Source organism: Collinsella aerofaciens, assembly GCF_015548375.1.
GTDB classification, from domain to species: domain Bacteria; phylum Actinomycetota; class Coriobacteriia; order Coriobacteriales; family Coriobacteriaceae; genus Collinsella; species Collinsella aerofaciens_AB.
Window position 1 is genome coordinate 1 of sequence record NZ_JADMWW010000024.1, and the last position, 25,581, is coordinate 25,581.

The following is a 25,581-nucleotide window of genomic DNA, read 5'->3' on the forward strand; positions in this document are numbered from 1 at the left end:
AAAGCCGTTTGTCTCCACCCGCGTAGCGGGTGGTTTAAAGCTGGCCGCTGCGCGGCCAGCGGACTAAAGTCTTGAAATAAATAAAAAAACCGCCCCGTATGGAGCGGTTTTACCCTTTATATATCGAGCGCCTCGGCCATCGCGGCCGTAGTGATTGCCGTGGTTCCACAGCAACTGCCCACCATTGCGGCACCGGCATGTCTCCATTCGATGCATGCGCGCGCGAAAGCTTCGGGGTTCTCGAGCCATACGGGGCCATCCTGAGTCTGGACCGGATCGCCTACGTTGGGACGCACCGTGACGGGAGTAGTCGCCGATGCAACCATCCTGGGCACCGCCGCGTTCGCGGCCGCAAGCGAACAGCAATTAACACCAACCGAGTTTGCGCCGTGTTTTTCGGCGTACAAAACGGCTGCCTCGATGTTGAGGCCATCGCCCAACAGGTCGCCTTTATCGTCAACGACAAAACTCACCAGAACAGGCATGCCGTCGGCGGCATCTCGGGCGCCGGCAAGCATGGGCTGCAAATTACGGATAGACGTCACCGTCTCGATCAGCAAACCGTCAACGCCGGCGTTGAGCAAGGCGTGCGCCTGTTCGCGCGCAATGCCTCGGATTTCACGATACTCGGCAGAGTCCTCGGCAAACCATTCAATACCGATCGGGCCCATCGAGCCCAGCAGCAGCTGAGGGTGCGCCTGGCGGGCATCGTCGACGGCCCCGCGATTGACCTCCGCCACGGACGGCGCAATCTGGTCGTGCTTGAGGGCATAGCTCGATGCCTGAAAGGTGTTGGTAATGAGCACCTGTGCGCCGGCGGCGACATACAAGCGATGGATACGAGAAACGGTCTGCGGCTCTGCCAGATTCCAAAACGCCGGTGGAATGTCGGCGGCATCGTACTCACTCAACAGAACACTGCCCATGGGACCCTGCGCCAACAAGGTCTCGCTCGACAAGCGGCGCGTAAGTTCCTCGACACCAAACCGGTTGTAATAACTCGTATCCATATATATCCCGCTATTCCTCGACGCTGATTCCCTGCTTTTCGAGATAGGCGAGCCAGCGGTTCATCGTGTCCTCGGAAAGCGCATGCTCCATCATGCAGGCCTCGGAATCGGCTCGCTCAAATTCGACACCGAGCTCCTGAACCAAAAACGTGCGGATGAGGCGATGACGGTACCAGATAGCCGTGCCAACCTCGCGGCCGCGATCGGTCAGGACTACCTTGCCGTAGTGCGATTGCTCGACAAGTTCGGATGCCTTGAGCGCCGAAACCGCTTTATTGACCGATGCCTTGGAGACGCCAAGGCGCTGCGCGATGTCGACCGATCGCACGCCGTTGGTTTCCCCCTCTTCGCTTTCAATGCGAACCATGCACTCCAAGTAGTCTTCGTTCGCCACCGTCAGATGTAGTTCGCGCGAGCTATTTGTCGTATCCATGATCTTCCGTCCCTTCTGCATTCAATGGCTGATTCTACCCCATCCAAGCGTCGTGGTATGCCGTGGCATACCGTGCTAGAGTTCTTGTTGCACACGACGACCAAGATTGGAGCGGTCTTTATGGAAAACACCACCACGAGCCCCGATGTCCTCGAACGCTTTTTGCGCTACGTCCAGATCAACACGCAGTCCGAGGATGCAAACTGCGACCAGGTACCCTCGAGCGCCGTTCAGTTTGACCTTGCCAACGTGCTGGCTGAAGAGCTACGCGAGCTTGGTGCGGAAGATGCCCACGTGACCGAGCACGCCTATGTCTGCGCGCATATCCCCGCAAGTGCGGGCGCTGAGGACAAGCCCGCCCTGGGCCTGATCGCCCATCTCGACACCACCGAAGTTGCACCGGGTGCCGGCGTGAAACCGCACATCGTACACTACGAAGGCGGCGACCTGGTCTGCGGCACGGTTGACGGTAAGCCCGTTGCCATGAGTACCGCCAAGCTTCCCGCCCTGAACGGCCTCGCGGGTGAGGACCTGGTCTGCAGCGATGGCACCACGCTGCTGGGCGCGGACGACAAGGCAGGCGTCGCCGAGATCATGTCACTTGTCGCGCGTATCGCTCAGGACCCCTCTCTGCCCCATCCCGCACTCGGCATTTGCTTCTGCCCTGACGAGGAGATCGGCCACGGAGCCGAGCTGTTGGATATCGATAACTTTGGCTGCAAGTACGCCTACACGGTCGACGGCGGCCCCATCGGCGAGCTGGAGTGGGAGTGCTTTAACGCCGCCGAGGCGACCGTCCGCTTTGAGGGCCAGTCCATCCACCCGGGCGACGCTAAGGGCCGTATGGTCAACGCAGGCAATCTGTTCTGTGACTTCAACGCGTTGCTCCCCTACGTGCAGCGCCCGGAGTATACGGAAGGCTACGAGGGCTTTTATCACCTTGAGGGTGTATCTGCGACCGTCGATCACGCCACAGCGCGCTATATCGTCCGTGACCATGACGCCGCCAAGTTCCAGCAGAAACTCGATCTTATTGATGCCGCCGCCTCGATGCTCAACCAGCGTCTGGGTGAGAAGCGCGTGACGGTCGAGATTAAGCAGCAGTATCGAAATATGGCCGAGATCGTTCGTGACTATCCCGAGCTTATTGATGTTGCCAAGGAAGCCTACCTTGCCTGCGGCGTTGAGCCCCAAGTGCTGCCGATTCGCGGCGGCACCGACGGCGCGCAGCTGTCGTTCCGCGGTCTGCCCTGCCCCAACCTTTCCACCGGCGGCTATTGCTACCACGGCGTCAACGAGTTCGTCCCGGTCAGCTCGCTCGTCAAGATGACCGACATCCTCCAGGAACTCGTCGCCCGCTTCGCATAAGCCTAGCTGCACAACCCTAAAAGACGAATCGCCCCGTCCTCAACCGAGAACGGGGCGATTTTTGGTGCAAGGAGTGTAGTCGGCATCGCTGGTTGAATCAACGTCAGCGAGCGACGTCCAGAGCGAACAAGTTGGCATGAAAAAGGCAGGGCATTGACCTTCTGGTCATGCCCTGCCTTTTGAATGACAAATTGTCGCTCTGGGCGGCGCGCAGCGTCGAGCCGTTACGCGGGCTGGTAAGCCCGCGTAACTCTAGTAGTTGGCTTCGTAGCCGTTGCCGTCGCCGGTGGGCTCTTCGTAGTAGTCCGAATCGCTCGAATCGCTTGAGTCATCGGAATCGTCAGAGCTGACCGATGAAGTTGCGGTACCGTTTGCGTAGTCGTCAGACGTGTTGTTGTTCAGGTCGCCGATCGTAGAGCTGGAACCGTCGGAAAGACCCATAGTGTTGGGACCCTTGGGATCCTTGCCGGCATCGACGCGCTCCATCATTTCCTTGAGCTCGTCCTCGTAGACAAAGACGTAGCTCACACCGTCGATCATGGTGCTGTCGTCGGCGTACGAGGGCAGGTTGGCCGAGTAGATACCGTCGACATCCATACCGCGCATGGCGTTGACCGTAGCCACGATATCCTGAACGCTCATATCGGTTACGAGCATATCGGACAGCGAATTAACCAGGCCAAAAATCTTCGTGGCATCGAAGTTATTGAGAATCTGGTTGGCAAGGGCGCCAAGCACCTGACGCTGGTGGCGCATGCGCGTGTAATCGCCGTCGGCATAGGTGTAGCGGCAGCGGGCATAGGTAAGGGCGGTGGCACCGTCCATATGCTGCTGGCCAGCGGTAATCTTAATATCCAGGTGCTCGGGGTCGTCAACATCATCGGTTGCGTTAATGTCGATACCGCCAACCGAATCAATCAGCGCCTGCATACCGTCGAAGCTGACCTCGGCATAGTGGGAAATCTGAACACCGCACAGCTCGTTGACCGCCTCGACCATGGCCTCGGCGCCGCCAACGGTATGGCAGGCGTTGATCTTCATGGTCTCGCCCTTGTACTCGACCTTGGTGTCGCGCGGAACGGAAATGAGCGTCGCCTGCTTTTGCGTGGGGTCGATGCGTGCCAGGATAATCGAGTCGGCACGATACGTATCCTCGCCCGGACGGCCGTCGGTGCCAAGAAGCAGCACGTAGAACGGATCCTTTGCCTCATCGGTGTCAACCAGAACCCGACGCAGATTGTCGGTAATGACATTAGAATCGCCGAGCTTGCCCATAATGGTGGCAAACCACAGGCCGGCAGCGGTAGTGGCACTCAGCAGCACACCAAGCACGACAATGAGCGCGACGTGACGAATCGTGTGGCTACGACGACGTTGACGAGCGCGCTCGGAATAGCGAGCCACGTTATCGCGACTGTAGATCTTGGCCTGCGCACCAGTTGAGGGTCTTCGGGCGGTGGTATCCGCGAGGGGCTTTTTATTAAACATAGGCAACCTGTATTAGTAGATGACGGGATCGGGGACGGAAGCATGCTCGACATGCGCGCCGAGCGCCTGCAGCTTTTCGACAAACTGCTCGTAGCCGCGCTTGATGTGATGGATGGCCGAAACCTCGGTCGTCCCGTCGGCGATCAAGCCCGCTACGACGAGGGCCGCTCCGCCACGCAGATCGGGCGAGGTAACCTGTGCACCCGAGAAGCCCTTAACGCCATGAATCATGGCATGATGGCTCTCGATACGAATGTCGGCACCCATGCGCACCAGCTCAGAGGCAAACATAAAGCGATTCTCGAAGATGTTCTCGGTAATAACGGAACTGCCGTCGGCAAGGGCGGAGAGCACCATAATCTGCGCCTGCATGTCCGTCGGGAAGCCGGGGAACGGAAGCGTCTGGATGTCGACCGGCTTGATACGCTCGGCACGGTTTACATGGACGCCATCCTCGACGCGCTCGCAGTCGATACCCATAAGCTCCATCTTCTTGAGCACCATGCCCAAGTGAATGGGGCAAAAGCCCGTGACATCGACACCGCGATCGTCGGCCATCAACGCACCGGCAACGATAAAGGTACCGGCCTCGATGCGGTCGCCCACTACGCGATGGGTAACAGGATGCAGCTCTTCCACGCCCTCGATGGTCACGACGGGCGTACCCGCGCCGACAATCTTGGCGCCCATCTCGTTGAGCATGTTGGCGAGATCGACGATCTCGGGCTCGCGGGCGGCATTGTCGATAACCGTGGTGCCCTGCGCGCGCACGGATGCCATGATGAGGTTCTCGGTCGCACCGACGCTGGCGAACTCGAGCGTGACGGTGGTACCGCGCAGACCTTGGGGCGCATTAGCGTTGATGTAGCCGTGGGCGGTATCGAACTCAACGCCCAGGGCCTCAAGACCAAGAATGTGCATATCGATCTTGCGAGCACCCAGGTTGCAGCCGCCCGGCATGGCGATCTTGGCGCGATGGAAGCGACCCAGCAGGGGTCCCATCACGGCTGTGGAAGCACGCATCTTGGCAACGAGCTCGTAGGGGGCCTCCCAAGAATCGACCTGAGAGGTATCGATCTCGAGCGTGTGCTCGTCAAGGACATCGATTGTGGCGCCCATACCCTTGAGCACCTTGCCCATCACGTGGACATCGGAAATATCGGGCACGTTCTGCAGCGTCGTCTTGCCCGGCGCCAGAAGCGTTGCCGCCATGAGTTTGAGCGCGGAGTTCTTGGCGCCCGAAACGGACACGGAGCCTCCGATGGCGTGGCCACCCTCAACGCGGATAATATCCAAGGTCTACCCTTTCAAAAAGCATGCCCGGGATGGCTGGGCCATCCCGGGCATGATGTGTTCGCAAATGGTCGAACGCTAAATCGTTTGACTATTGGGCAAGCTTGAGCTTACACCATGCGATTTCATTATAGAGGTAGGCGCGGCGTGCATCATCCTCCGACAAATTACCCAGCTTCTCTTCAAAACCTTGAATATCAGCTTTAAGCTTGTCGGCATCGACGGTCGCCAAATCGCAAGCGCGCTCGGCGAGAACGGTCACGACATCGTCCGCAACCTGGGCATAGCCGCCGGCCACGGCAAACGTGTGGTCGACAGTGCCCATGGCCTTATCGGAAACGCGAACGTAACCGCGGTCGATCGTGCAGATCTCGCTGGAGTGAGCAGGCAGAACGCCAAACTCGCCATCCGTGGACGGAATCGACACAAACGCAGCGTCGCCCTCATAGGCGCAGCTCACGGGGCACACGATGCGGATACGCATAACCTACTTCTCCCCCATCTTGCGGGCGCGCTCGCGCACGTCCTCAATCGTGGAAGCATAGCGGAAAGCCTGCTCGGGCAGGTCATCGGCCTTGCCGTCGACAATCTCGGCGAAAGAGCGGACGGTATCCTCGACGCGGACGTAGACACCGGGGTTGCCGGTGAACTTCTCGGCGACGTGGAAGGACTGCGAGAGGAACTGCTGAATCTTACGGGCACGGTTGACCGTAAGGCGCTGCTCCTCGGACAGCTCGTCCATACCCAGAATGGCGATGATGTCCTGAAGGTCGGAGTACTCCTGCAGGAGCTCCTGGACCTTGACGGCGACACGGTAGTGCTCCTCGCCGACGATCGAGGGATCGAGAGCGTCGGAGGAAGATGCGAGCGGGTCGATAGCCGGGAACAGGCCGAGCGACGAAATGCTACGCGAAAGAACCGTGGTGGCGTCGAGGTGCGTAAACGTTGTGGCAGGCGCCGGGTCGGTCAGGTCGTCTGCGGGGACGTAGACAGCCTGGACGGAGGTAATGGAGCCCGTCTTGGTCGAGGTAATGCGCTCCTGGAGGTCGCCCATCTCGGTTGCCAGCGTGGGCTGGTAACCAACGGCGGACGGCATACGGCCCAGCAGTGCGGAAACCTCGGAACCTGCCTGGGAGAAGCGGAAGATGTTGTCGATGAACAGCAGAACGTCCTGGCCACGATCACGGAAATACTCAGCGGTAGTAAGGCCGGCCAGACCGATGCGCAGACGCGCTCCGGGCGGCTCGTTCATCTGACCATAGACCAAGCAGGTCTTGTCGATAACGCCAGACTCGCTCATCTCGAGGAACAGGTCGGTGCCCTCGCGGGTACGCTCGCCGACGCCGGTGAACACCGAGGTGCCGCCGTGCTCCTGGGCGAGGTTGTTGATGAGCTCCTGAATCAGAACGGTCTTGCCGACGCCGGCGCCGCCGAACAGGCCCGTCTTGCCGCCACGGATGTAGGGCTCGAGCAGGTCGACAGCCTTGATGCCGGTCTCGAAGATCTCGGTCTTGGTGGTGAGCTCGTCGAAACGGGGCGCTGCATGGTGGATGGGGTAGAACTCCTCCACCTCGGGCATGGGCTTGCCGTCGACGGGCTTGCCCATGACGTTCCAAATGCGGCCGAGCGTCTTGGGACCAACGGGCATCTTCATGGGCTCACCGGTATCAGTGGCGATGAGGCCGCGCTGCAGGCCGTCGGTCGAGGACATGGCGACCGTGCGGACGACGCCGCCCGGAAGCTGGCTCTCGACCTCGAGGATCGTGCTCAGGTGACCGATCGGGGTCTCGGCCTCGACCGTGAGCGCGTTGTAGATCGGGGGCACCGCGCCGTCAAACTTGACGTCGACGACAGGGCCGATGATTCGCACGATGCGACCATCACCGGCAGTCGTCTTCTTGGTGGCTTCCTCGACCGCAAGCTTTACGGTGTTATTAGCCATTACTGTTCCTCCAATGCTGAGGCTCCGCCGACGATCTCGTTAATCTCGGTCGTGATCGAAGCCTGGCGCACGCGACTATACGTGCGGGTAAGGGTCGAGATGATCGCGGTGGCGTTTTCCGTCGCGGAGTGCATGGCCTTGCGGCGTGCACCCTGCTCGGCAGCCGCCGAATCGATCAGGGCCTGGTAGATGACCGTCAGGATATAAGACGGCACAAGCTTGCCGAGAACATGCTCGGGAGAGGGCACGAACTCGAACGTGGACGAGATGCGCTTAGGGGCGTCGGTCTCGTTCTTACGCGGACCGTGGGCCATAGCGATCATCTCGGGGTCGAGCGGCAACAGATGCTCGACGCGAAGCTCCTGATCCACGCGGTTCTTGGCGTGGTGGTAGACAAGCTCGACACGGTCAAGCTCACCGGCACGATACGCATCGCAGATATGAGAGGAGATCATGCGGGCCTGATTGAAATCGGGCTCAGAGGAGTTGCCCTCAAAGTGCATGACGACGTTTTCGCGGTCACGGAAATACGTGGCCGGTTTGCGCCCACACGCGATGATCTCGCACTCGATGCCGTCGTTCGCCCAAGAAGCGGCGAGCTTTTCGGCCGTGCGCTCCACCGTCGTATTGAAACCGCCGGCAAGGCCGCGGTCCGAGGCAATAACGACAATCAGGCCATGCTTGACGCTCTCATGCTTCTGCAGCATGGGATCGGTGCCCGAACAGGAGGCGTCGCCGGCGACCGTCAACATGACGTCGGTCAGCGCCTCCTTATAGGGCTCGGCCTGCTTGGAGCGATCGAGAGCACGACGGATCTTGGCCGTAGAGACCATCTCCATCGTGCGCGTGATCTGCTTGGTCGTGGTAACCGAGGAGATTCGCTTCTTAATGTCGCGAAGGTTGGCCATGGGGCTTAGTTCTCCTCTGATCCAGAAACATCCGAATGGTGCTTGGCCATGAACTGCTGCTTGAAGTCGCCGATGACGCGCAAGAGCTCAGCCTTGGTGTCATCATCGATCTTCTTGGCGCGAACCTTGTCGAGCAGCGAGCCAAAGCCATTGTCCATGTACTCGATGAGCTCGGCACGGAAAGGCAGCACGTCGGCAATCTCCAGGTCATCCAGGAAGCCCTCGTTGCCAGCGAACAGCGTAACGATCTGCTCGCCAACCTCAAACGGCTTGTAGCGCGGCTGCTTAAGGAGCTCAGTCATGCGAGCGCCGTGGGTAAGCTGCTTTTGCGTGGCCTCGTCGAGGTCGGAGCCGAACTGTGTGAAGCCGGCGAGCTCCTGGTACGAAGCAAGGTCCAGACGGAGGTTGCCGGCGACCTGCTTCATGGCCTTGGTCTGTGCGTCGCCACCGACGCGGGACACGGAGATGCCCACGTCGACTGCCGGGCGCTGGCCCTGGAAGAAGAGCTCGGACTGCAGGTAGATCTGACCATCGGTAATGGAAATAACGTTGGTCGGAATGTAAGCCGAAACGTCGCCGTCCTGGGTCTCGATGATCGGCAGAGCCGTCATGGAGCCGTAACCGTTCTTCTTGGACATCTTGACGGCACGCTCGAGCAGACGAGAGTGCAGGTAGAAGATGTCGCCAGGATAGGCCTCGCGTCCGGGCGGACGGTGCAGCGTCAGCGACATCTGACGGTAGGCCACAGCCTGCTTGGACAGGTCGTCGTAGATGACGAGCACGTGGCCGCCGGGGTTGGTCTCGCTGGCGGGCTTGCCGTCCTCGCCGTTGTACATGAAGAACTCGCCGATAGCGGCACCGGCCATAGGCGCGATGTACTGCATAGGGGCGGAATCGGCAGCGGTTGCCGAAACGATGATGGTGTAGTCGAGCGCACCGTGCTGGGCGAGGGTCTCACGGATGTTGGCAACCGTGGAGGCCTTCTGGCCGATGGCGACATAGATGCAGACCATGCCCTTGCCACGCTGGTTGAGGATAGCGTCGATGGCAATGGCGGTCTTACCGGTCTTACGGTCGCCGATGATAAGCTCGCGCTGGCCGCGGCCGATAGGCACCATGGAGTCGATGGCGAGCAGGCCAGTCTGAACCGGCTCGCACACCGGTGTACGGTCGATGACGCCGGGGGCCTTGAACTCGATGGGGCGACGGTGCGTGGCGACAATGTCACCCAAACCGTCGATGGGCTGGCCGAGCGGATTGACGACGCGGCCGAGCATGGCACGGCTCACGGGGATATCCATAATGCGGCCAGTGGTGCGACACTCGTCGCCTTCCTTGATGGAGTCGACGGCACCAAACAGAACGGCGCCGACCTCGTCACGGTCAAGGTTCTGGGCAAGGCCGAAAACGGTCTCACCGGTATCGGAGCTCTTGAACTCCAGAAGCTCGCCTGCCATGGCGCTCTTGAGGCCGGAGACGCGCGCGATGCCGTCGCCTACCTCGTCGACCGTTGAAACCTCATGCGTATCGACCGTCGCGGAGAGGCTCGTGAGCTGCTCCTGCAGTTTCTTGGCGATATCCTGGGCATTGAGGGTTTCGGACATTAGGCTTCACCTCCGTACGAATTAGCAGAGTTTGCGAGGGTCTCCTGCGCGATGCGCAGCTGCGTCTTGACGGAAATGTCACGACGCTCGCCGCGAGCCTCGAGCACCAGGCCGCCCACGATAGACGGGTCGACCTGCTCGATAAGGAATACCTTGCGGCCGAAGTCCTGCTCGCATTTCTTAGTGATGGTTTGACGCAGCTCGTCGTCGAGCGGGATCGCCGTGGTGACGGTCACGCCCACTACATCCTCGTCTTCCTCGGCAACATACTTAAAGGCAGCTGCCACCTTGGGAAGAAGGTCGAGCTGGTCGCGTTTGGACATGGTGTCGAGCACAGCGATGATCTCGGGGCTGGCAGAAGCCAGGCGCTCGATCATCTCGAGGTCCTCGAACACATGGTTCTCGGCCTTAGCGGCTTCCAGAATGGAGCGCGCGTAGGTCTCGAGCACCTTGTCCTGATAGCGGCTAGTCGGCATTCAGGCTACCTGCTTCCTGGATGTAGCGCTCGATGAGCTTCTTCTGCTCGGCCTCGTCCTCGAGTGCCTCGCCCACGATCTTGGTGGCGACGGCAACGGACAGGTCGGCAATGGAGCTCGCGGCACCGGCGTAGATGGACTTGCGCTCGTCCTCGACGGTCGTATGGGCCTTGGCGATGATCTCCTCGGCCTCCTTGTGAGCAGCCTCGATGATACGGGCGCGCTCGGACTCGGCGTCCTTACGGGCCTCGAGAACAATGTCGGCAGCCTGACGACGGGCGTCGGTGACGATCGAGTCGGACTCAGTGCGCTTGGCGATAGCCTCCTGCTTGGTCTTCTCGGCCTCGTCGAGGCTCTCCTCGATCTTCTTGCCGCGCTCCTCCATGGTTTTCATGATGCCCGGCAGGGCGACCTTGGCCAGCACGATCCAGATAATCAGGAAGGCGATAAGCGCCGGGATGAACTCCGCCATCTTAGGGATGAGGATGTCCGCACCGGCAGCGCCGTCCTCGGCGAACGCGGAAACCGGCATGAGCAGCGCGGCCGCGGACGCGGAGAGTGCGATCGCGCTCTTCTGGGATGAAAGATTCATACTTGACGCTCCGTGCTATTTAACGATCAGCGCGACAACGAAGCCGATCAGAGCCAGAGCCTCGCCGAAGGCGGAGCCCATGATGAAGACGGTGAACACGCGGCCCTGGACCTCAGGCTGACGGGCCATAGCACCCGTAGCACCCAGAGCAGACAGGCCGATAGCAAGACCAGCGCCGATAACACCGAGACCGTAACCGATAACTCCCACGATTCCTCCTTTGTCGTGCGTGTCTTATTTCACGCAGGATAACCTTTTTATAACTGCCGGGCTCCATGGGTACGGGCACCGGCGGTTTAACGAATTGCCTTACCTTTAAGGTGCGAACGGAAGACTACTCCTCCTCCGCGACCTCCTCTGCCTCGGAGACATACACGGCGGTAAGGACCGTGAAGACGTAAGCCTGGATGGCGCCGACCACAAGCTCGATCGCATAGATCAGGATGAGGATGGCAAGCCAGGCCAGCGAAGGCAGGGCGCCGACGGCGTGGGCCGCGGAAACCTGCTGAAGCAGCGGCTGCATGAACATGCTCGCCATGATGGCGAACGAGCCCATGACCACGTGTCCTGCGAACATGTTGCAGAACAGACGGACGGCGAGCGTGATAAGGCGCAGGAAGGTCGAGAAGAGCTCGACAACCCACACGAGCACGTTCATCGGGAAGCTCACGCCCTGCGGGGCGAGGCTCTTGATGTAGCCGATCACGCCGTGAGCCTTGCATCCGTAGTAGATGAAGTACACGAAGGCGAAAATGGCGAGCGCGGCGGTGGAGCCGATTGCGCCGGTGCCGGGCTTCATTCCCGGGATCAGGCCGATCATGTTATTGATCAGGATGAACAGGAAAAGCGAGCACAGGAACGGGAAGTGCTTCTTCCAGTTCTCACCCACGACGCCCTTGCCGATATCGTTCTCGACGTACTCGATGATGTACTCGAAACCGTTGACGAAGAAGCCCTTGGGAACCAGGGTCTGCTTCTTCTTGAACACGGCCAGGACGATCAGGAGCACGATCGTGGAGACGATCAGCCAAAACGAGTACTGCGTGATGCCGCAGCCCAAATCGCCCACGACAGGGGTGGAGCTGAACTCGCTGACCAGATGATTAATCTCATCAGGCAGCTTTTCAAAAATTTCCACGACTTACCTTTCGACCTCATGAGGATCTCGCAGCGCCTTGGCGACGCGAACCGTGCAGGCGGCCATAAAGACCACGAAGCCGATCGCCTCGCCCAGGAGGAACATGCGAAATGCCTCTCCGAACAACGCAAACACAACCAAGGTAAAGACGAGCAGGGCGACTGCCGAGACCGCCAGACTCACCATGCCCTTGAGCATGTCCGCATTCTGCTTATCGTCAAGAACCGGCTTGAGCGTAAAGACAAAGGGAAGGAAGGCAATTGCGCCCGCGATGGCGCCTGCAACGATAGCGAGCAGATCGGCTATCTGAAACACTGGCGTCCTCACTTTCCTTTTTAACGCTTCACAGAACAGTTCCCGCCAAACATTGGTGACTATTGTACGAGCCAATCGCTAAAGTACAACCGAAAAAGCATCGGTTAATACGCACCTGTTCGTTTTCTTAAGACCTTCTTTATGCCGCAGGTACGGTAATACGTTTTTCTCGAACCCTGCAGGGCAAAACGTCCGTTAACAGGAGTGCGCGCGGTCGCCTTTTGTTCGTCCGCGCGCACCGTTTCTTCGTATTTGCAGCCGCGGCCGTCTTAGCCCAGCGACTAGAGCGTGCCGTAGATGCGGTCGCCGGCGTCGCCGAGGCCGGGAACGATGTAGGCAGCCTCGTTGAGATGGTCATCGATAGCGCAGGTATAGATATGCACATCAGGGTCCTTCTCGGTCAGCGACTTGAGACCCTCGGGGGCCGCGACGATGCACAGCATGCGGATGTCCTTGACACCGCGCTCGCGCAGGTAGCTGATGGCCATCTCGGCCGAACCGCCCGTGGCGAGCATGGGGTCGACGACCAGGCAGATACGCTGGTCGATATCCTTGGGCATCTTGCAGTAGTACTCATGCGGCTCGTGGGTAACCTCGTCGCGCTCCATACCGATGTGGCCCACGCGGGCAGAGGGTACCAGGTCGAGAATGCCGTCGACCATGCCAAGGCCTGCACGAAGGATGGGAACGATGGCGAGCTTTTTGCCGGCAAGCTGCTTAAACGTGGCGGTGGTGATGGGGGTCTCGACCTCGACGTCTTCCATGGGCAGGTTGCGCATGGCCTCGTAGCCGTCAAAAAGCGCGAGTTCGCGCACGAGCTGGCGGAACTGGTTGGTGCCGGTGTTTTTATCGCGCAGGATCGACAGCTTGTGCTGAACGAGCGGATGATCGACAAGCGTCACACGGGACGCATCGTAGGTGACGGTCATGGGTTGATTGCCCCTTTCGTTGCGGCCGCAAAACGGCCTTGCTGACAAGGCGCGCAGCAATGTCGCCACCGCACGCCATGCATTAGTTTAGCGGTTTGTTGTATCGAGCAGCCCACCGCGGCCCTACTGTGCGGTACTGAGCGAGCGCTTGACTGCATCACGCCAGCCCGCAAGGTTTTGCTCGCGGCGCACGGCGGACATGTGGGGAAGGAAGGTCCTAACGATCTGGGCATTTTGCTCCAGCTCTTCCAGGTCTTCCCAATAGCCGACGGCAAGACCCGCCAAGTACGCGGCACCGATTGCCGTGGTCTCCACCGTCTCGCATTGCAGCACGGGGATATCCAGCAGGTCGGCCTGAAATTGCATGATGAACTCGTTGCGCGAGGCACCGCCATCGACAGACAGGCGCTCGATCGAAAGCCCCACGTCCTGCTCCATGGCGCGCAGCACGTCGTAGCTCTGATATGCCATGGATTCGCAGGCGGCGCGCACGATGGTCGCACGGCTCGAGGCGCCGGTCAGACCGCACACGATACCGCGGGCATGCGGGTCCCACCAGGGAGCGCCCAAACCCGCAAAGGCGGGAACGAAGTAGCAGCCCTCGTTGTCGTTAATCGAAGCGGCGAGTTGTGCCGACTCGCTCACGCTCGAGATGATGCCCATGTTGTTACGAAGCCAGTTCATGGTGGAGCCGGCAGCAAAGATGGAGCCCTCGAGTGCATAGCTGATCTTCCCGTTCGCAGCGATACCGATGGTGGAGACCAGGCCGTTCTTGGATTCGACGATCTCGTCGCCGGTGTTCATGAGCATAAAGCAACCCGTGCCATAGGTGTTTTTGGTCTGGCCGGGACGGAAACAGCAGTGGCCGAACAGCGACGCCTGCTGGTCGCCCGCCACGCCCATGATGGGCGGCATGTTGGTCATGATGTCGCTCGCGACGCGGCCGTAGTCGCCCGAGCTCCAGCGAACCTCGGGCATCATGGAACGTGGAACGTCAAAGAGCGCCAGCAGGTCGTCGTCCCAATCGAGCGTATGGATATTAAAGAGTGCCGTGCGGCTGGCATTGGTGTAGTCGGTGGCAAAGACCTGGCCGCCAGTGAGGTTGTAGATGAGCCAGGTGTCGATGGTGCCGAACATGAGGTCGCCCGCCGCCGCGCTCTCGCGTGCGCCGTCGACGTTGTCGAGAATCCACTGCACCTTGGAGGCCGAGAAATACGGGTCGAGCGTGAGTCCCGTGCGGGAGCGCACCAACTCCTCGCAACCCTGTTCAACCAACGCCTCGATTACCGACGCGGTACGGCGGCACTGCCATACGATGGCGTTATAGATCGGCTGACCGCTCACGCGGTCCCAGACCACCGTGGTCTCGCGCTGGTTGGAGATGCCGATGGCGGCAATGCGGTCGGAGTGGATACCGCTCTTAAACTGGACTTCCATCATGACGGCGATCTGGCTGGCAAGCACCGCCATGGGGTCTTGCTCTACCCAACCGGGACGCGGGAAGCTGGTTTTGACGCTGCGACGTGCCTGCGCGACGATGCATCCATACTCGTCGACGATGGTCGCAAGTACCGAGGTGGTGCCGCAGTCGAGCGCCATGATGTAGGAACCGCCAAAGTTAAACGAGGCATCTTCCATGCCCAGGCTGCCCAGATTCAACGACATCGCTTACACCTTTCTATTGCATCGGGTCGGACAGGACCCGCTCGATCTCTGATGCGGGAAGTGCGCCTTGGCGCAGGATCTGGAGCCCGCCGTGCTGGAACGACACGATGGTCGAGGCGTCGCGACACGGGGTCTCACCGGCGTCGACGGCAACATCGACCCCCTCCAGGATGCGACCCTCGACGGCGGCAAAGCTTGCCGGCGAAGGCGCGCCGTGCGTGTTGGCGCTCGTGCAGGCAAGGGGACTGCCGCAGGCGCGGATGAGCGCTTGCACCACGGGCGAAGCCGAAGCGCGAAGTGCCACCGTGTCGTCGGCGGCGCGCATAAAGGTCGGCACGCAGGGGGCCGCCTTGACCACGATAGTCAGGGCGCCCGGCCAGCATCGTCGGGCAAGCACGCGGGCCTCTTCCGGGATATCCACGCCATAGCGGTCGAGTGCTTCGACGCCATCGACCAGCCAAGCGACGGTTTGCGTGAGCTCACGTTGCTTGAGAGTGAAGATACGGCGATAGCCGGTGCCGAGCGCAGGAACTGCGGCGCCATTGACGGCAGCCTGCGGATCGCGCGGCCACGATGGGAATTCGCTTGTATCTTGGGGCACGGCGTCCGAGAAGGCGTTGACTGCCACGGCGACACCGTAGACGGTCTCGGTCGGAATCAAGGCCAGGCCGCCGCGGCCGAGCACCTCGGCCGTGCGCTCGACGGCAAGCCGATGCGGCTCGCGCGTTCCCTCGTATACCCGATAGACCGTCTGCATGTGTATGCCAGCCCCTTACGCTCCGGTGCAAGTTTGTTTACTGTGGGGCATTCTCGCACGAAACATTCAACCTATTTGCCCAGAGCGCATGTTGGTTTGGTGAGCGGCTCTAGTAGTCGGTGAAAGTGAGGGGGTTAATTGAAGATTTTTAGCGCGCAAGCGTAACGGTACGATCGGGAAACTCGATGCTTGCAACCAGTTTTCCGCCGAGGCTCTCTGCGTACCTGCTCAGCGTGTCGAGCCTCATCGAACCCAACTCCCCACGCTCGAGCTCGGATACACGTTTTTGAGAAACGCCCATCGACTGGGCGACCGACGCCTGTGTTAGATCTTTTAACCTGCGAATCTGAGCAAGCTTATAGGCTTCGATACGATTGCGAGTCCTCTCCTGCTCGGCGGTAATGGAGTCGCGTGTTATCCCGCGAGATTCCATATACTCATGCAGTTCCATCTCGATCGAGCCTCCTTACGTGGCGACGGTATATTTGCTCGGCCCTTGGAATGTTGATCGCATACCAACCGTTCCATTTTGCCCTTGACGATCCCGCTCGCGACTTATCACCCGCCAATAGCAATACCGCCTGGCGCTTGGGGTCAAAGGCGAAGAGGATGCGAATCACCTGCCCACCACACGACGTCACTCTCAGCTCCTTTAAATGATGAAGCTTCGAGCCCTTTACGCGGTCAACCAGCGGACGACCAAGGCTGGGACCTTCCTTCTCGAGCACCAAAAGGTCTGCATAAATCTGCTTCAGCGTAGCTTCATCCTGCTCATCAAGCCAAGGTTCAATGTAATCAAGCACGATACGGTACCGATGCAGCTGATTTGACATACCTTTCTCCTTCTATAGTAGAAGTTTTACGGTATATTGCAAGGACAAACTTGCGCAAATGTCTATTAATTCAGCTTAAATACGCTGTTTGGGCTCGGTGACGATGGCTCGGACGATGCGGGGGCGATCGGTGAGGTCATGGACGATACGCACGTCCGAAAGGCCTGCCTGGCGACAGAGCTCGGCCGCGGCATCGAGGGCACCCTCGTAGAGCTCGCAGGCAAACAGGCCGCCGGCGCGCAGCATGTAAGGCGCCGCATTGAGCAGGCGGCGGAAAATATCGAGGCCGTCGGCGCCGCCCTCGAGCGCCAGGTCGGGCTCAAAGTCCTTGACCTCGTGCGGCAGCGAGCGCATGACGTCGGTCGGGATGTAAGGCGGGTTGGAGACGAGCACATCAAAGGTGCCCCACTCTTCGCGGGGAATGGAACTCACCAGGTTGGTGAGGCTAAAGGCAACCTCATCTGCCGTGAGGCCGAGGGCGTCGCGGTTTTTGGTGGCCAGATCGATGGCGCGCGGCTCGATATCGGTGGCGGTGCAGGTAACGTGGCCGCGGCGCTCCCAGGCAAGGGAGAGCGAAATGCAGCCCGTGCCGCAGCCGACCTCGAGAACGCGGGCAGTGCAGGGCTCGGTTGGGGCAGGCGCAGCGGCATCCTGAGCTGAAGCCGTCTCCTGGCCGGCACCCTCGATGGCGATGCCGTATTCGTCGAGCTCGGACTCGGCGGCTTCCGCGGCTTCGGCTTCTGCTGCCTGCGCGGCGGCTTCCTCGGCCTCGCGGTCGGCCAGTTCCTCGGCATAGGCACGGCTGCCCAGTACGTCGCCGCCTAACGCCGCCTCATCGGCAGCCGTCAGGTTAGCGGCACGGCGCTCGGCAGTCGCGCGCTCGTCGGCCAGCGCCGCCTCGGCTTTGCGGGCCTCTTCGACCTCATCGTTCCAAGGCAGCTCAACACGCTGACGGGCAGCAGCCTCGGGGCTCAGCACCTCGGCATCCAGATAATTGAGGACTTCCTCGACGAGCATCTCGGTCTCGGGGCGCGGAATGAGCACACCGGGGGCGCACGCGACGTCGATCATGCGAAACTGCGTGCTGCCGGTGATGTATTGCAGCGGCTCGCCCTTAGCGCGGCGGACAACGGCCGCATGCATGGTCTCGAGCTGGGCCGCGTTAAGCGTCTCGTCCATACGCATATATAGGTCAATGCGCGCCAGGCCCGTGGCGGCACACAGCAGCCACTCAGCAGAAAGACGGGGGTGCTCCTCGCCGCGCTCGGCCAGGTACTCCTTGGTCCACTCGAGACAACGCTTGATGGTCCAAATCTCGTTTGCCATGGGGCCCTCCCCTCTTAAGCGCCGGACGGCGCGCGAATGTCGGAGCAGATTGTACGCGAGGCTAGCGCTTGGCAAGGGACGATTGAAGGCAATTATCGAGAATCAGCCCAGATTTTTGCTTGGAACCTGCCTGAAATGTTCATTCATCGACGTCTAAATCTGCATTCGTCAAGCTTTTGGCAAAGTTGCCCCAAAACTGACCAATATCTAACCAAGAACTTGCCAAATCACTTGACGCGCGACGCGGTAAAAATCACCCCGCGACTTCTTGAACGATTTTTCGAGCAATATTTTCAATTACAGATGAAGGCTGCTGATTACTTTAAGCAGTTAGACAGCTTAATTTCTAACAAAGCAGATTAAATAAACTTGAAAAGTAATTTACCCAACCTAGTCATTTAAGAACGTCCCCAATGACTACCCCGCATCCGGAGCAAGGCAACGCCGCAGGTAGAGGGCGGACAGCGAAAACGCCCCTAAGCGAGCAAGGTGACGTGAAAGAGGAGGGAAGCGTACTTTGGTACGCGACCGACGATTGAACGTCAGATTGCCGCTTAGGGGCGTTTGCAGCGTCGAGCAGTTACGGCGTTTGGTAAAACGCCGTAACTTAAACGGCCTGTGCCAGCTTCTCGGCTCGCTCGGCGGCGGCGAGTGCCTCGATGACGGTGCCGAGCTGATCGCCCAGAAGGACGCCGTTGTAGGTGGAGTTGAAACCGATGCGGTGATCGGTCACGCGGTCCTGGGGCTGGTTGTAGGTACGGATCTTCTCGGAACGGTTGCCGTGGCCGATCTGGCTCTGGCGCTCGGCACCAAGCTCTGCCTGCTGCTTCTCGAGCTCCATCTCGTACAGACGGGCGCGCAGCATCTGCATGCAGACCTCGCGGTTCTGAATCTGGGAGCGCTGCTCCTGCGACTGCACCACGGTGTTGGTGGGCAGGTGGGTGATGCGCACGGCGGAGTAGGTAGTGTTAACGCACTGACCGCCAGGGCCGGAGGCGCAGTAGGTGTCGATGCGCAGGTCGGACTGGTTAATCTGGACGTCGATCTCCTCGGCCTCGGGAAGTACGGCGACGGTAGCCGTGGAGGTCTGAATGCGGCCCTGGGACTCGGTCTTGGGAACGCGCTGGACGCGATGCACGCCGGACTCGAACTTCATGACGGAATAGACGCGGTCGCCCTCGACCTTGAACTCGATGGATTTAAAACCGCCGGCCTCGCTGGGGCTGGAATCGAGCACGGTGGTCTTCCAGCCGCGCGACTCGCAAAAGCGCTGGTACATCTTGTACAGGTCGCCAGCGAAGATGGCCGCCTCGTCGCCACCGGCGGCGGAGCGAATCTCGACGATGGTGTTCTTGTCGTCGTTGGGGTCGCTCGGAATGAGCATGTACTTGATATCTTCCTCGAGCTGGGGAAGCTTGGCCTCGTTTTCGGAGATGTCCATCTGGAGCATTTCCTTCTCATCGGCATCGGTGGTATCGTGCAGCATTTCCTTGGCAGCCTCGATGTCATCGAGCGCGCCGATGTACTCGCGCGAGGCGGCAATGAGGTCAGACTGGTGCGCGTACTCCTTGTTGAGACGCGTGAACTCCTTGATGTCGGAGGCGACGGCCGGGTCAGAAAGCTTCTTCTCGAGCTCCTCGTAGGCCTTGATGATCTTTTCGAGCTTGTCGCGCATGACGGACTCCTTTATATGCGTGAAGGCGAAAATCGGCAGAATTGATGGGGCGCGGGGCGCCGCTGCGGGGGTAAGCCCAGCTAGAGCATGTCGATCTTCAGATACATGCGCATCCCTTCGCGTATGGGGTACATAATTGCGGTCTAACCCATACATGATAGCGTGCGCAGGCAAACCTGCATATAACCCGCACGGAATGATTGGTGCAAACAAACCTGACCCCATTGCACCAAGGGCTTGCTTTGTGGCTAGAGCGTATGGAGCAGGGCGATGAGGAAGCGGACACCCTGGAGGTAGGCGCGGCGGGTAATGCGCTCGTTGGTGCCGTGGACACCTCGGTCGCACTCGTCATCGTCGACCACAAAGGCCGAGAAGCGAATGCACTCGGAGCAAATGCGCTGGTAGTTGGCAGCGTCGGTCGCGCCGATCACGGTCGAGGGCACAATTGCCACTGGCTCGAATGATCCGTTTTCCTCCGTCCCCTTTGGATCACGGAAATAGCGGGCGGCGATGGAGCGAACCGCCTCGAGACCGGGACCACCGATGCGCGGGGACGGCGAGGGCTCAGAGCTGCCGGGGCCGAGCTCGACCTCGACACGGTCGGCGAGCCCCGCCTCGGCAACGGCGACGCGGCAGCGGGCCACGACATCGGCCACGCTCGTGCCCTCGAGCATACGGAAATTGATATTGGCCCACATATCCTGCGGCATTACGTTGGCGCCGGTGCTGCCACCCTCGACCTGCGTGGGCGCGCAGGTGGTGGTCACGAGCGGATAGAGCTTCTTGCTGGCGAGGCAATCGCGGACAATGGCACCCCCGTTGGCGGCAATTTCATCGGCGGTATAGAGCCCCAGCTCGACGAGCTGCGCGGCAAGCAGGTCGGTCACGCGCGCCGGCCATTCGATATCGCAGATTGCGGTGATGGCACGGCTCAGCACCTCGAGCGATGTGCCGCCGTAGGGGTTGGACGAATGCCCGCCCTCGCTCTTCGTCTTGAGCACGATATCGGCGTAGCCCTTCTCGGCAAGGTCGGCATGCATAAGCCAGCCCTCGCCCGCGCCATACTCGGCAGCTGGAACGATGCGGTAGTCACCCTCGTCGATCAGGTACTCAAGCTCAATGCCGCGCTCCTCGAGCGCGCGGCCGATGGCGCCTGCGCCATACTGCGTAGTCTCCTCGTCCTGGCCAAAGGCCAGGAGCAGCGTGCGCTCGTGCTGCCAACCGTGCGCCAGCGCATACTCAACCGCCTCGAGAATGCCTGCGACTTGGTCTTTCATGTCGATGGCGCCGCGGCCCCAAATGTAGGCATCGTCCACATGTCCGCTAAAGGGGGCGTGCGTCCAGTCAGCCTCGGTGCCGGGTACCACGGGAACCACGTCCATGTGGCCCATGAGCATAATGGGCTTGAGGGCAGGGTCGGAACCGCTAAGCGTCACCAATAGCGAATGGTCGATAAGCTCGACTTTACCCGCCGTAAATACGCGCGGCCAAGCCTGCTGCATATACGCGCGCAGGTCGTCGAACGGCCGCCAGTCCACCGCCTCGGCATCCATACTCGAGATGGTCGGAAACGACAGCACACGGCCCAGGCGCTCGCACGCGCCGGCCTCGTCTATATCGGCAAAATCATCCTCATGCGCAAAAAAGCGCCAAACCTCGGCCATGACATCCTTTCGATTGTGACGACAAGGGCCGCCCCACCGGAGCGGCCCTGCCACATAAGCGCTTGCGGTTGGTTATTTGTCCTCGAGATAACGCGAGAGGAACTCGCGGGTACGCTGGTGCTTGGGGTTGCCAAAGAGCTCTGCCGGCGCGGCGTCCTCGAGCACTACGCCCTTGTCCATAAAGACCACGCGATCGGACACGGTGCGGGCAAAGGCCATCTCGTGCGTGACGACGACCATGGTCATGCCGTCGGCAGCAAGTTTGCGCATGACCTCGAGCACCTCTCCCACGATCTCGGGGTCGAGTGCGGAGGTCGGCTCGTCGAACAGCATGATCTGCGGATTCATACATAGGGCACGAGCGATGGCCACGCGCTGTTTTTGACCACCGGACAGGCGACCCACGGCGGCGTGCGCGAACTTTTCGAGCCCCACGCTCGTCAGATGCTCCATCGCGACCTTCTCGGCCTCGGCCTTGCTCATCTTTTTGAGCGTGACGGGCGCGAGCGTGCAGTTGTCGAGCACGTCCATGTTGTTGAACAGGTTAAAGCCCTGGAACACCATGCCGATGTCCTCACGCAGCTTGTTGATGTTGCAGCGCTCGGCCGTGAGGTCCTGACCGTGGAACCAGATGTGGCCCGCGTCCGGAGTCTCGAGCAGGTTGAGGCAGCGCAGAAAGGTCGATTTGCCCGAGCCTGAGGCGCCGATAATGGTGACGACCTCGCCGGGGTTAACGGACAGGTCGATGCCCTTGAGTACCTCGAGCGAGCCAAAGCTCTTGCGCAGGCCCTCGACGCGGATGAGCGGCTCATTGGTCTGTGCGGCGGCCGCGGTGCCGGTAGTGGCGGTATCTGCCATGATGATTCTCCTCGTCTTGAGCCTAGTTGGAGCTGGGCAGCGTGACCGGAGCCTCGGCGCCGAGCTTTTTGCCAAAGGCCTCGAGCAGGCGGCTCGCCACGAGCGTCAGGATCAGGTAGACCACGAGCGCCACGCAGTAGACCTCCATCTGGCGGTAGTACACGCCGGCGACGGTGGTGGTGGCGTACATGAGGTCAAACACGCCGATGACCGAGAGCACCGACGAATCCTTGATGTTGATGATGAGCTCGTTGGTGAGCGCCGGAATCGCGTTTTTAATGCCCTGGGGGAACACGACTTTGCGCATAGCTTGCCACTGCGACAGGCCCAGCGAGCGTGCTGCCTCGGCCTGGCCGGGATCGATGGACTCGATGCCGCCGCGCAGGACCTCCATCATGTAGGCGGTGGAGTTGAGCGAGATGGTGACGAGGCCGGCGGTGAAGGTGCTCCAGATCTGGTTGGCCTGGGCGGTCTCGAAGCCCATGCCGCGCAAAACGGTGAAGCCCGCGTAATAGATGAGCAGACCCTGGACCATCATGGGCGTGCCGCGCACGATGGTGGAGTAGACGGTCGCAAAGCCGCGGCCGATACTCTTAAAGGAGCGCACCAGGTCGTTATCCACGCGGTCGAACGTCTGAATGCGTAGGAACACGAAGAGCAGCGCCAGGAAGAATGCGATGACGGTGCCGAAGGTGGCAAGCGCGATGGTGATCTCGATACCGCGAATGAAGAAGTCCCCGCTCTTGTAGGTCATGTAGACCAGGCTCGACAAAAAGTCGCTGGGGTTGGAATCCGAGACAATGCTCACCTGCACCAGGTCGATAAACGACATGACGCAGCGGTCGATAAAGAAAACTGCCGCGATGGCGACCACGACGTAGCTGCCCAAGCGTGCTCCACGACGGAAACGCTCGGATGCGAACGGCGACTTTTCGCGATAGTCGCTCCAGTGCATAAGCTTGGTGACCAGCGCCGCCGCCGACACGACGAGCCACGCCCACAGGATCGCCCAAAGGCAATCTTGGAACACGCCCGTGGGGGCCAAGAAGCTCAGCGGCGTGGGGTTGCGCTGGCTAAACGCCAGGCCGAGCGCCGCGATAACGCTCGTGCCCAGGTATACATAACGGTGGTCGGCCCTGATAAAGGAGGCCAGGCGATTAATGGTTTTCATGCTGCCTCCCTATGCCGGCTGACGGTCGAGGCACGCGTCCCACATTTGGTCGCGCTCCTCTTGGCTAATGCCCTTGAGTGTCTTGTCGATGAGCTTAAGCAGCTTGTCCGAGCCCTTGCGGCAGCCGACGTTTGCCGTGACCTCCTGCTTAAAGCCCTCGCCCTCGGCAAATTGAATCGGCACGATACCCGGGTTTTGGGCCATATAGCCCTTCTCGTTCTCGGTGTTATAGGTCACGGCGTCGCAGGTGCCCTGCAGCAGGTTCGAAAACACCGTGGGAACCGAATCGACCGGGTTTTTGTGCACAACGCCCGGAATCTCGTCGATGACGGTATCGAGCATGGTGTCCTTTTGGCCGAGGACCGTTGCGCCGCTAAAGTCGCTGAGCTTGGTCGCATTTTGGTAGGGCGAGCCCTCTTTTACGAACAGGCCAAAGTAGCCAATGAAGTACGGGTCGGAAAAGCCGACGGACTCCTCGCGCTCGGGCGTGGCGCTCATGCCGGCAATGATGAGGTCGATCTGGCCGTTGTTGAGCGAATCGATAAGACCCGAGAAGCCCTGCTTGACGGCAACGGGCTCGCCACCGAGGGCCTTGCAGACGATCTTGGCGATCTGCACGTCGTAACCATCGGCATAGGCGCCCTGCACGTTGTCGATGGGGATAGTGTACTTGCTGGCTTCGGAGACCTGCCAGTTGTACGGGGCGTAGGCCGCCTCCATGCCAATGCGGATCTTATCCTTGCCGATCACGGAATCGGACAGGTCGTCGCGACCGCCGCCCGTCGTGGGCTGAACTACTTCCAGCGTGGAGGGGCGCTGGCAACCGGCAAGTGCGCCGGCGACGACAGAAGCGCTCGCAGCGAGAGCGCTACCCAAAAAGATGCGACGGCTGCATATCGGCTGGGTCTGCGCATCGCACTGTTGGGGAGAATGCATAATCTGCCTTCCCTGTTGAATCGTATGCTGACGACTTAACAGGATATACGCCCGCAACCAGCAGCGCGGCATGTGCGCGAAAAATTAATAGACACGCGGTAGTCATTGGGAACGTCGATGTTTTGGCAATGCCAGCGAGCGCCGCCCAAAGCGAACAAGTTGGCATGAAAAAGGCACGGCATAGACCTTCTGGTCATGCCGTGCCTTTTGAATGACAAATTGTCGCTCTGGGTAGCGCGCAGCGTCGACCGGCCCGCCGTTCGTCAGAACGGCGGAACCTCTAGAGCAGTGTGACGCTAAAGCTACGTTTATCGGTGGCGCCAGGAGCCAAGGTGATGGTGTTGACCTTGTGCTCAAAGACGTCGTCCTCGGTGTCCATGGTGGTGTGACCGGTCCAGGGCTCGAGCGCCACAAACGGAGCGTCGTTGGCGGCAGACCACACGCCAATGTACCTAAAGCCCTCAAAGTCGATCTTGACGCCGTGGCCCGACTTGCGGCCGCGCAGCGTGAGCGTGGAGCCCGGGGTATCGGTGAACATGATGGCGTCGTTATCGAAGCTGCGGTGCGTGATGGGCAGCACGTCCGAGTTATCGGGAGCCTTGTAGCTACCCTCGAACGTCATAAGACCGTCGGGCGTGATGATGGGAGCCTCGTTCGTCCAAGCCTCGGTAAACGCCAGCTCGTAATCCTCGAACGCCTCGTCCTCGGCACCGGGGGCGGGCACGTTAAATGCGGGGTGGCCGCCCACCGAGAACGGCAGGTCCACGTCGCCGGTGTTCGTAACGGCAAAGGTCTGCGTGAGGGTGGCATCGCCGGTCAAGGCATAGGTCATGTTGAGCTTAAAGTGGAACGGGAACGCCTTGAGCGACTCGGGCGTATCGGTGATCTCATACGTTACCGAGGAGCCGTCCTCCGAAACCTCGACCAGCTTGTGCTCGACAATGCGCGCGAGTCCGTGGCGCGGCATCTCGCAGGTGCCGGCCGCAGACGTTGCCGTGTTGTTGCGCAGCGAGCCCACAATGGGGAACAGGATGGGCGCGTGCTTGCCCCAAAAGGCGGGGTCGCCCTGCCACAGATACTCGTTGCCGTTGAGGGCAAGGCTCGTGAGCTGGGCGCCCATAGAATCGATGGCCGCGGTGAGGCCGCCGCGCTTGATGGTAGTGACGGTAGACATGCTACTTCCTCCAAAAGTAAACAATA

At 60.4% G+C, this 25,581-nt stretch carries 27 protein-coding genes; 2 read left to right on the forward strand and 25 right to left on the reverse strand.

Annotated elements, in window-relative coordinates:
* Positions 1-116: 116 nt before the first annotated feature.
* Together I1969_RS09320 and I1969_RS09325 are read right to left on the reverse strand one after the other, a co-directional pair.
* Positions 117-1,010 carry a homocysteine S-methyltransferase family protein gene (locus tag I1969_RS09320; protein WP_195234826.1) on the reverse strand — a complete coding sequence of 298 codons (894 nt, stop codon included), beginning with the start codon at positions 1,008-1,010 and terminating at the stop codon, positions 117-119.
* A gap of 10 nt (positions 1,011-1,020) precedes the next feature.
* Positions 1,021-1,443, reverse strand: coding sequence for a metal-dependent transcriptional regulator (locus I1969_RS09325; RefSeq protein ID WP_035138800.1), 423 nt, complete (start codon positions 1,441-1,443; stop codon positions 1,021-1,023).
* A gap of 120 nt (positions 1,444-1,563) precedes the next feature.
* On the opposite strand from I1969_RS09325, the gene pepT reads away from it, so the two are divergent.
* Positions 1,564-2,811: a peptidase T gene (gene pepT, locus I1969_RS09330; RefSeq protein ID WP_195234828.1), complete on the forward strand. Its 1,248-nt coding sequence runs from the start codon at positions 1,564-1,566 to the stop codon at positions 2,809-2,811.
* Positions 2,812-3,063: 252 nt separating this feature from the next.
* Here pepT and I1969_RS09335 read toward each other — a convergent pair whose 3' ends face one another.
* From I1969_RS09335 to I1969_RS09415, 17 genes are all read right to left on the reverse strand, one after another.
* On the reverse strand, positions 3,064-4,299 hold the full coding sequence (locus tag I1969_RS09335) for an LCP family protein (RefSeq protein WP_006235722.1): 1,236 nt from the start codon (positions 4,297-4,299) through the stop codon (positions 3,064-3,066).
* A gap of 12 nt (positions 4,300-4,311) precedes the next feature.
* Positions 4,312-5,595, reverse strand: coding sequence for a UDP-N-acetylglucosamine 1-carboxyvinyltransferase (murA, locus tag I1969_RS09340; protein WP_195234831.1), 1,284 nt, complete (start codon positions 5,593-5,595; stop codon positions 4,312-4,314).
* 88 nt (positions 5,596-5,683) lie between these two features.
* Positions 5,684-6,076 (reverse strand): ATP synthase F1 subunit epsilon, encoded by a 393-nt coding sequence (atpC, locus tag I1969_RS09345; protein WP_006235718.1) that lies wholly within the window; start codon positions 6,074-6,076, stop codon positions 5,684-5,686.
* 3 nt (positions 6,077-6,079) lie between these two features.
* Positions 6,080-7,534, reverse strand: a complete 1,455-nt coding sequence (gene atpD, locus I1969_RS09350) for a F0F1 ATP synthase subunit beta (RefSeq protein ID WP_006235717.1) — start codon at positions 7,532-7,534, stop codon at positions 6,080-6,082.
* Positions 7,534-8,442 carry an ATP synthase F1 subunit gamma gene (gene atpG, locus I1969_RS09355; protein WP_055310126.1) on the reverse strand — a complete coding sequence of 303 codons (909 nt, stop codon included), beginning with the start codon at positions 8,440-8,442 and terminating at the stop codon, positions 7,534-7,536. The genes atpD and atpG overlap by 1 nt, the downstream gene beginning before the upstream one ends.
* Positions 8,443-8,447: 5 nt before the next feature.
* Complete coding sequence (atpA, locus tag I1969_RS09360; RefSeq protein WP_035138794.1) at positions 8,448-10,046, reverse strand: F0F1 ATP synthase subunit alpha; 1,599 nt, start codon at positions 10,044-10,046, stop codon at positions 8,448-8,450.
* Positions 10,046-10,522: a F0F1 ATP synthase subunit delta gene (locus I1969_RS09365; protein WP_195234832.1), complete on the reverse strand. Its 477-nt coding sequence runs from the start codon at positions 10,520-10,522 to the stop codon at positions 10,046-10,048. The genes atpA and I1969_RS09365 overlap by 1 nt, the downstream gene beginning before the upstream one ends.
* Positions 10,512-11,114, reverse strand: coding sequence for a F0F1 ATP synthase subunit B (gene atpF / locus I1969_RS09370; RefSeq protein WP_195234834.1), 603 nt, complete (start codon positions 11,112-11,114; stop codon positions 10,512-10,514). The genes I1969_RS09365 and atpF overlap by 11 nt, the downstream gene beginning before the upstream one ends.
* Before the next feature lie 15 nt (positions 11,115-11,129).
* The gene (locus I1969_RS09375; protein WP_022094262.1) at positions 11,130-11,324 is read right to left on the reverse strand and encodes an ATP synthase subunit c family protein; all 195 of its coding nucleotides are present in this window, start codon (positions 11,322-11,324) and stop codon (positions 11,130-11,132) included.
* A gap of 124 nt (positions 11,325-11,448) precedes the next feature.
* Positions 11,449-12,252, reverse strand: coding sequence for a F0F1 ATP synthase subunit A (gene atpB / locus I1969_RS09380; protein WP_195234836.1), 804 nt, complete (start codon positions 12,250-12,252; stop codon positions 11,449-11,451).
* Positions 12,253-12,255: 3 nt separating this feature from the next.
* Positions 12,256-12,567 carry a hypothetical protein gene (locus I1969_RS09385; protein ID WP_195234844.1) on the reverse strand — a complete coding sequence of 104 codons (312 nt, stop codon included), beginning with the start codon at positions 12,565-12,567 and terminating at the stop codon, positions 12,256-12,258.
* Between the two features lie 281 nt (positions 12,568-12,848).
* Complete coding sequence (upp, locus tag I1969_RS09390) at positions 12,849-13,496, reverse strand: uracil phosphoribosyltransferase (protein ID WP_195234846.1); 648 nt, start codon at positions 13,494-13,496, stop codon at positions 12,849-12,851.
* 123 nt (positions 13,497-13,619) lie between these two features.
* A complete protein-coding gene (glpK, locus tag I1969_RS09395; protein WP_195234855.1) occupies positions 13,620-15,161 on the reverse strand; it encodes a glycerol kinase GlpK in 1,542 nt (513 codons plus the stop codon).
* 13 nt (positions 15,162-15,174) lie between these two features.
* Positions 15,175-15,918, reverse strand: coding sequence for an L-threonylcarbamoyladenylate synthase (locus tag I1969_RS09400; protein WP_117630040.1), 744 nt, complete (start codon positions 15,916-15,918; stop codon positions 15,175-15,177).
* Between the two features lie 148 nt (positions 15,919-16,066).
* Entirely contained in the window at positions 16,067-16,369 is a 303-nt protein-coding gene (locus I1969_RS09405; protein WP_195234857.1) for a helix-turn-helix domain-containing protein, read from the reverse strand.
* On the reverse strand, positions 16,356-16,751 hold the full coding sequence (locus I1969_RS09410) for a type II toxin-antitoxin system RelE/ParE family toxin (RefSeq protein ID WP_022094268.1): 396 nt from the start codon (positions 16,749-16,751) through the stop codon (positions 16,356-16,358). Before I1969_RS09410 ends, I1969_RS09405 begins: the two co-directional genes overlap by 14 nt.
* A 75-nt stretch (positions 16,752-16,826) precedes the next feature.
* On the reverse strand, positions 16,827-18,077 hold the full coding sequence (locus I1969_RS09415; RefSeq protein ID WP_195234859.1) for a N5-glutamine methyltransferase family protein: 1,251 nt from the start codon (positions 18,075-18,077) through the stop codon (positions 16,827-16,829).
* A gap of 36 nt (positions 18,078-18,113) precedes the next feature.
* On the opposite strand from I1969_RS09415, the gene I1969_RS09420 reads away from it, so the two are divergent.
* Complete coding sequence (locus I1969_RS09420) at positions 18,114-18,440, forward strand: hypothetical protein (protein ID WP_195234891.1); 327 nt, start codon at positions 18,114-18,116, stop codon at positions 18,438-18,440.
* Positions 18,441-18,684: 244 nt separating this feature from the next.
* Here I1969_RS09420 and prfA read toward each other — a convergent pair whose 3' ends face one another.
* The 6 genes from prfA to I1969_RS09450 all read right to left on the reverse strand — a co-directional run bounded on the left by prfA (position 18,685) and on the right by I1969_RS09450 (position 25,555).
* A complete protein-coding gene (prfA, locus tag I1969_RS09425) occupies positions 18,685-19,752 on the reverse strand; it encodes a peptide chain release factor 1 (protein ID WP_055252487.1) in 1,068 nt (355 codons plus the stop codon).
* Positions 19,753-20,000: 248 nt separating this feature from the next.
* The gene (locus I1969_RS09430; protein ID WP_195234861.1) at positions 20,001-21,416 is read right to left on the reverse strand and encodes a M20/M25/M40 family metallo-hydrolase; all 1,416 of its coding nucleotides are present in this window, start codon (positions 21,414-21,416) and stop codon (positions 20,001-20,003) included.
* Positions 21,417-21,488: 72 nt separating this feature from the next.
* Positions 21,489-22,274: an amino acid ABC transporter ATP-binding protein gene (locus I1969_RS09435; RefSeq protein WP_148346613.1), complete on the reverse strand. Its 786-nt coding sequence runs from the start codon at positions 22,272-22,274 to the stop codon at positions 21,489-21,491.
* A 22-nt stretch (positions 22,275-22,296) separates the two neighbouring features.
* On the reverse strand, positions 22,297-23,445 hold the full coding sequence (locus tag I1969_RS09440) for an amino acid ABC transporter permease (RefSeq protein WP_195234863.1): 1,149 nt from the start codon (positions 23,443-23,445) through the stop codon (positions 22,297-22,299).
* Positions 23,446-23,454: 9 nt separating this feature from the next.
* Positions 23,455-24,381 (reverse strand): transporter substrate-binding domain-containing protein, encoded by a 927-nt coding sequence (locus tag I1969_RS09445; protein ID WP_195234865.1) that lies wholly within the window; start codon positions 24,379-24,381, stop codon positions 23,455-23,457.
* Between the two features lie 280 nt (positions 24,382-24,661).
* Positions 24,662-25,555, reverse strand: coding sequence for an aldose 1-epimerase family protein (locus I1969_RS09450; protein WP_195234867.1), 894 nt, complete (start codon positions 25,553-25,555; stop codon positions 24,662-24,664).
* Positions 25,556-25,581: the final 26 nt, after the last annotated feature.

Bases quoted from the DNA above. Each gene is read 5' to 3' on its own strand.
- I1969_RS09320 (WP_195234826.1), bottom strand. From the start codon at position 1,010: ATGGATACGAGTTATTACAACCGGTTTGGTGTCGAGGAACTTACGCGC.
- I1969_RS09325 (WP_035138800.1), bottom strand. From the start codon at position 1,443: ATGGATACGACAAATAGCTCGCGCGAACTACATCTGACGGTGGCGAAC.
- pepT (WP_195234828.1), top strand. From the start codon at position 1,564: ATGGAAAACACCACCACGAGCCCCGATGTCCTCGAACGCTTTTTGCGC.
- I1969_RS09335 (WP_006235722.1), bottom strand. From the start codon at position 4,299: ATGTTTAATAAAAAGCCCCTCGCGGATACCACCGCCCGAAGACCCTCA.
- atpC (WP_006235718.1), bottom strand. From the start codon at position 6,076: ATGCGTATCCGCATCGTGTGCCCCGTGAGCTGCGCCTATGAGGGCGAC.
- atpD (WP_006235717.1), bottom strand. From the start codon at position 7,534: ATGGCTAATAACACCGTAAAGCTTGCGGTCGAGGAAGCCACCAAGAAG.
- atpG (WP_055310126.1), bottom strand. From the start codon at position 8,442: ATGGCCAACCTTCGCGACATTAAGAAGCGAATCTCCTCGGTTACCACG.
- atpA (WP_035138794.1), bottom strand. From the start codon at position 10,046: ATGTCCGAAACCCTCAATGCCCAGGATATCGCCAAGAAACTGCAGGAG.
- I1969_RS09365 (WP_195234832.1), bottom strand. From the start codon at position 10,522: ATGCCGACTAGCCGCTATCAGGACAAGGTGCTCGAGACCTACGCGCGC.
- atpF (WP_195234834.1), bottom strand. From the start codon at position 11,114: ATGAATCTTTCATCCCAGAAGAGCGCGATCGCACTCTCCGCGTCCGCG.
- upp (WP_195234846.1), bottom strand. From the start codon at position 13,496: ATGACCGTCACCTACGATGCGTCCCGTGTGACGCTTGTCGATCATCCG.
- glpK (WP_195234855.1), bottom strand. From the start codon at position 15,161: ATGTCGTTGAATCTGGGCAGCCTGGGCATGGAAGATGCCTCGTTTAAC.
- I1969_RS09400 (WP_117630040.1), bottom strand. From the start codon at position 15,918: ATGCAGACGGTCTATCGGGTATACGAGGGAACGCGCGAGCCGCATCGG.
- I1969_RS09405 (WP_195234857.1), bottom strand. From the start codon at position 16,369: ATGGAACTGCATGAGTATATGGAATCTCGCGGGATAACACGCGACTCC.
- I1969_RS09410 (WP_022094268.1), bottom strand. From the start codon at position 16,751: ATGTCAAATCAGCTGCATCGGTACCGTATCGTGCTTGATTACATTGAA.
- I1969_RS09415 (WP_195234859.1), bottom strand. From the start codon at position 18,077: ATGGCAAACGAGATTTGGACCATCAAGCGTTGTCTCGAGTGGACCAAG.
- I1969_RS09420 (WP_195234891.1), top strand. From the start codon at position 18,114: ATGTCGGAGCAGATTGTACGCGAGGCTAGCGCTTGGCAAGGGACGATT.
- prfA (WP_055252487.1), bottom strand. From the start codon at position 19,752: ATGCGCGACAAGCTCGAAAAGATCATCAAGGCCTACGAGGAGCTCGAG.
- I1969_RS09430 (WP_195234861.1), bottom strand. From the start codon at position 21,416: ATGGCCGAGGTTTGGCGCTTTTTTGCGCATGAGGATGATTTTGCCGAT.
- I1969_RS09435 (WP_148346613.1), bottom strand. From the start codon at position 22,274: ATGGCAGATACCGCCACTACCGGCACCGCGGCCGCCGCACAGACCAAT.
- I1969_RS09440 (WP_195234863.1), bottom strand. From the start codon at position 23,445: ATGAAAACCATTAATCGCCTGGCCTCCTTTATCAGGGCCGACCACCGT.
- I1969_RS09445 (WP_195234865.1), bottom strand. From the start codon at position 24,381: ATGCATTCTCCCCAACAGTGCGATGCGCAGACCCAGCCGATATGCAGC.
- I1969_RS09450 (WP_195234867.1), bottom strand. From the start codon at position 25,555: ATGTCTACCGTCACTACCATCAAGCGCGGCGGCCTCACCGCGGCCATC.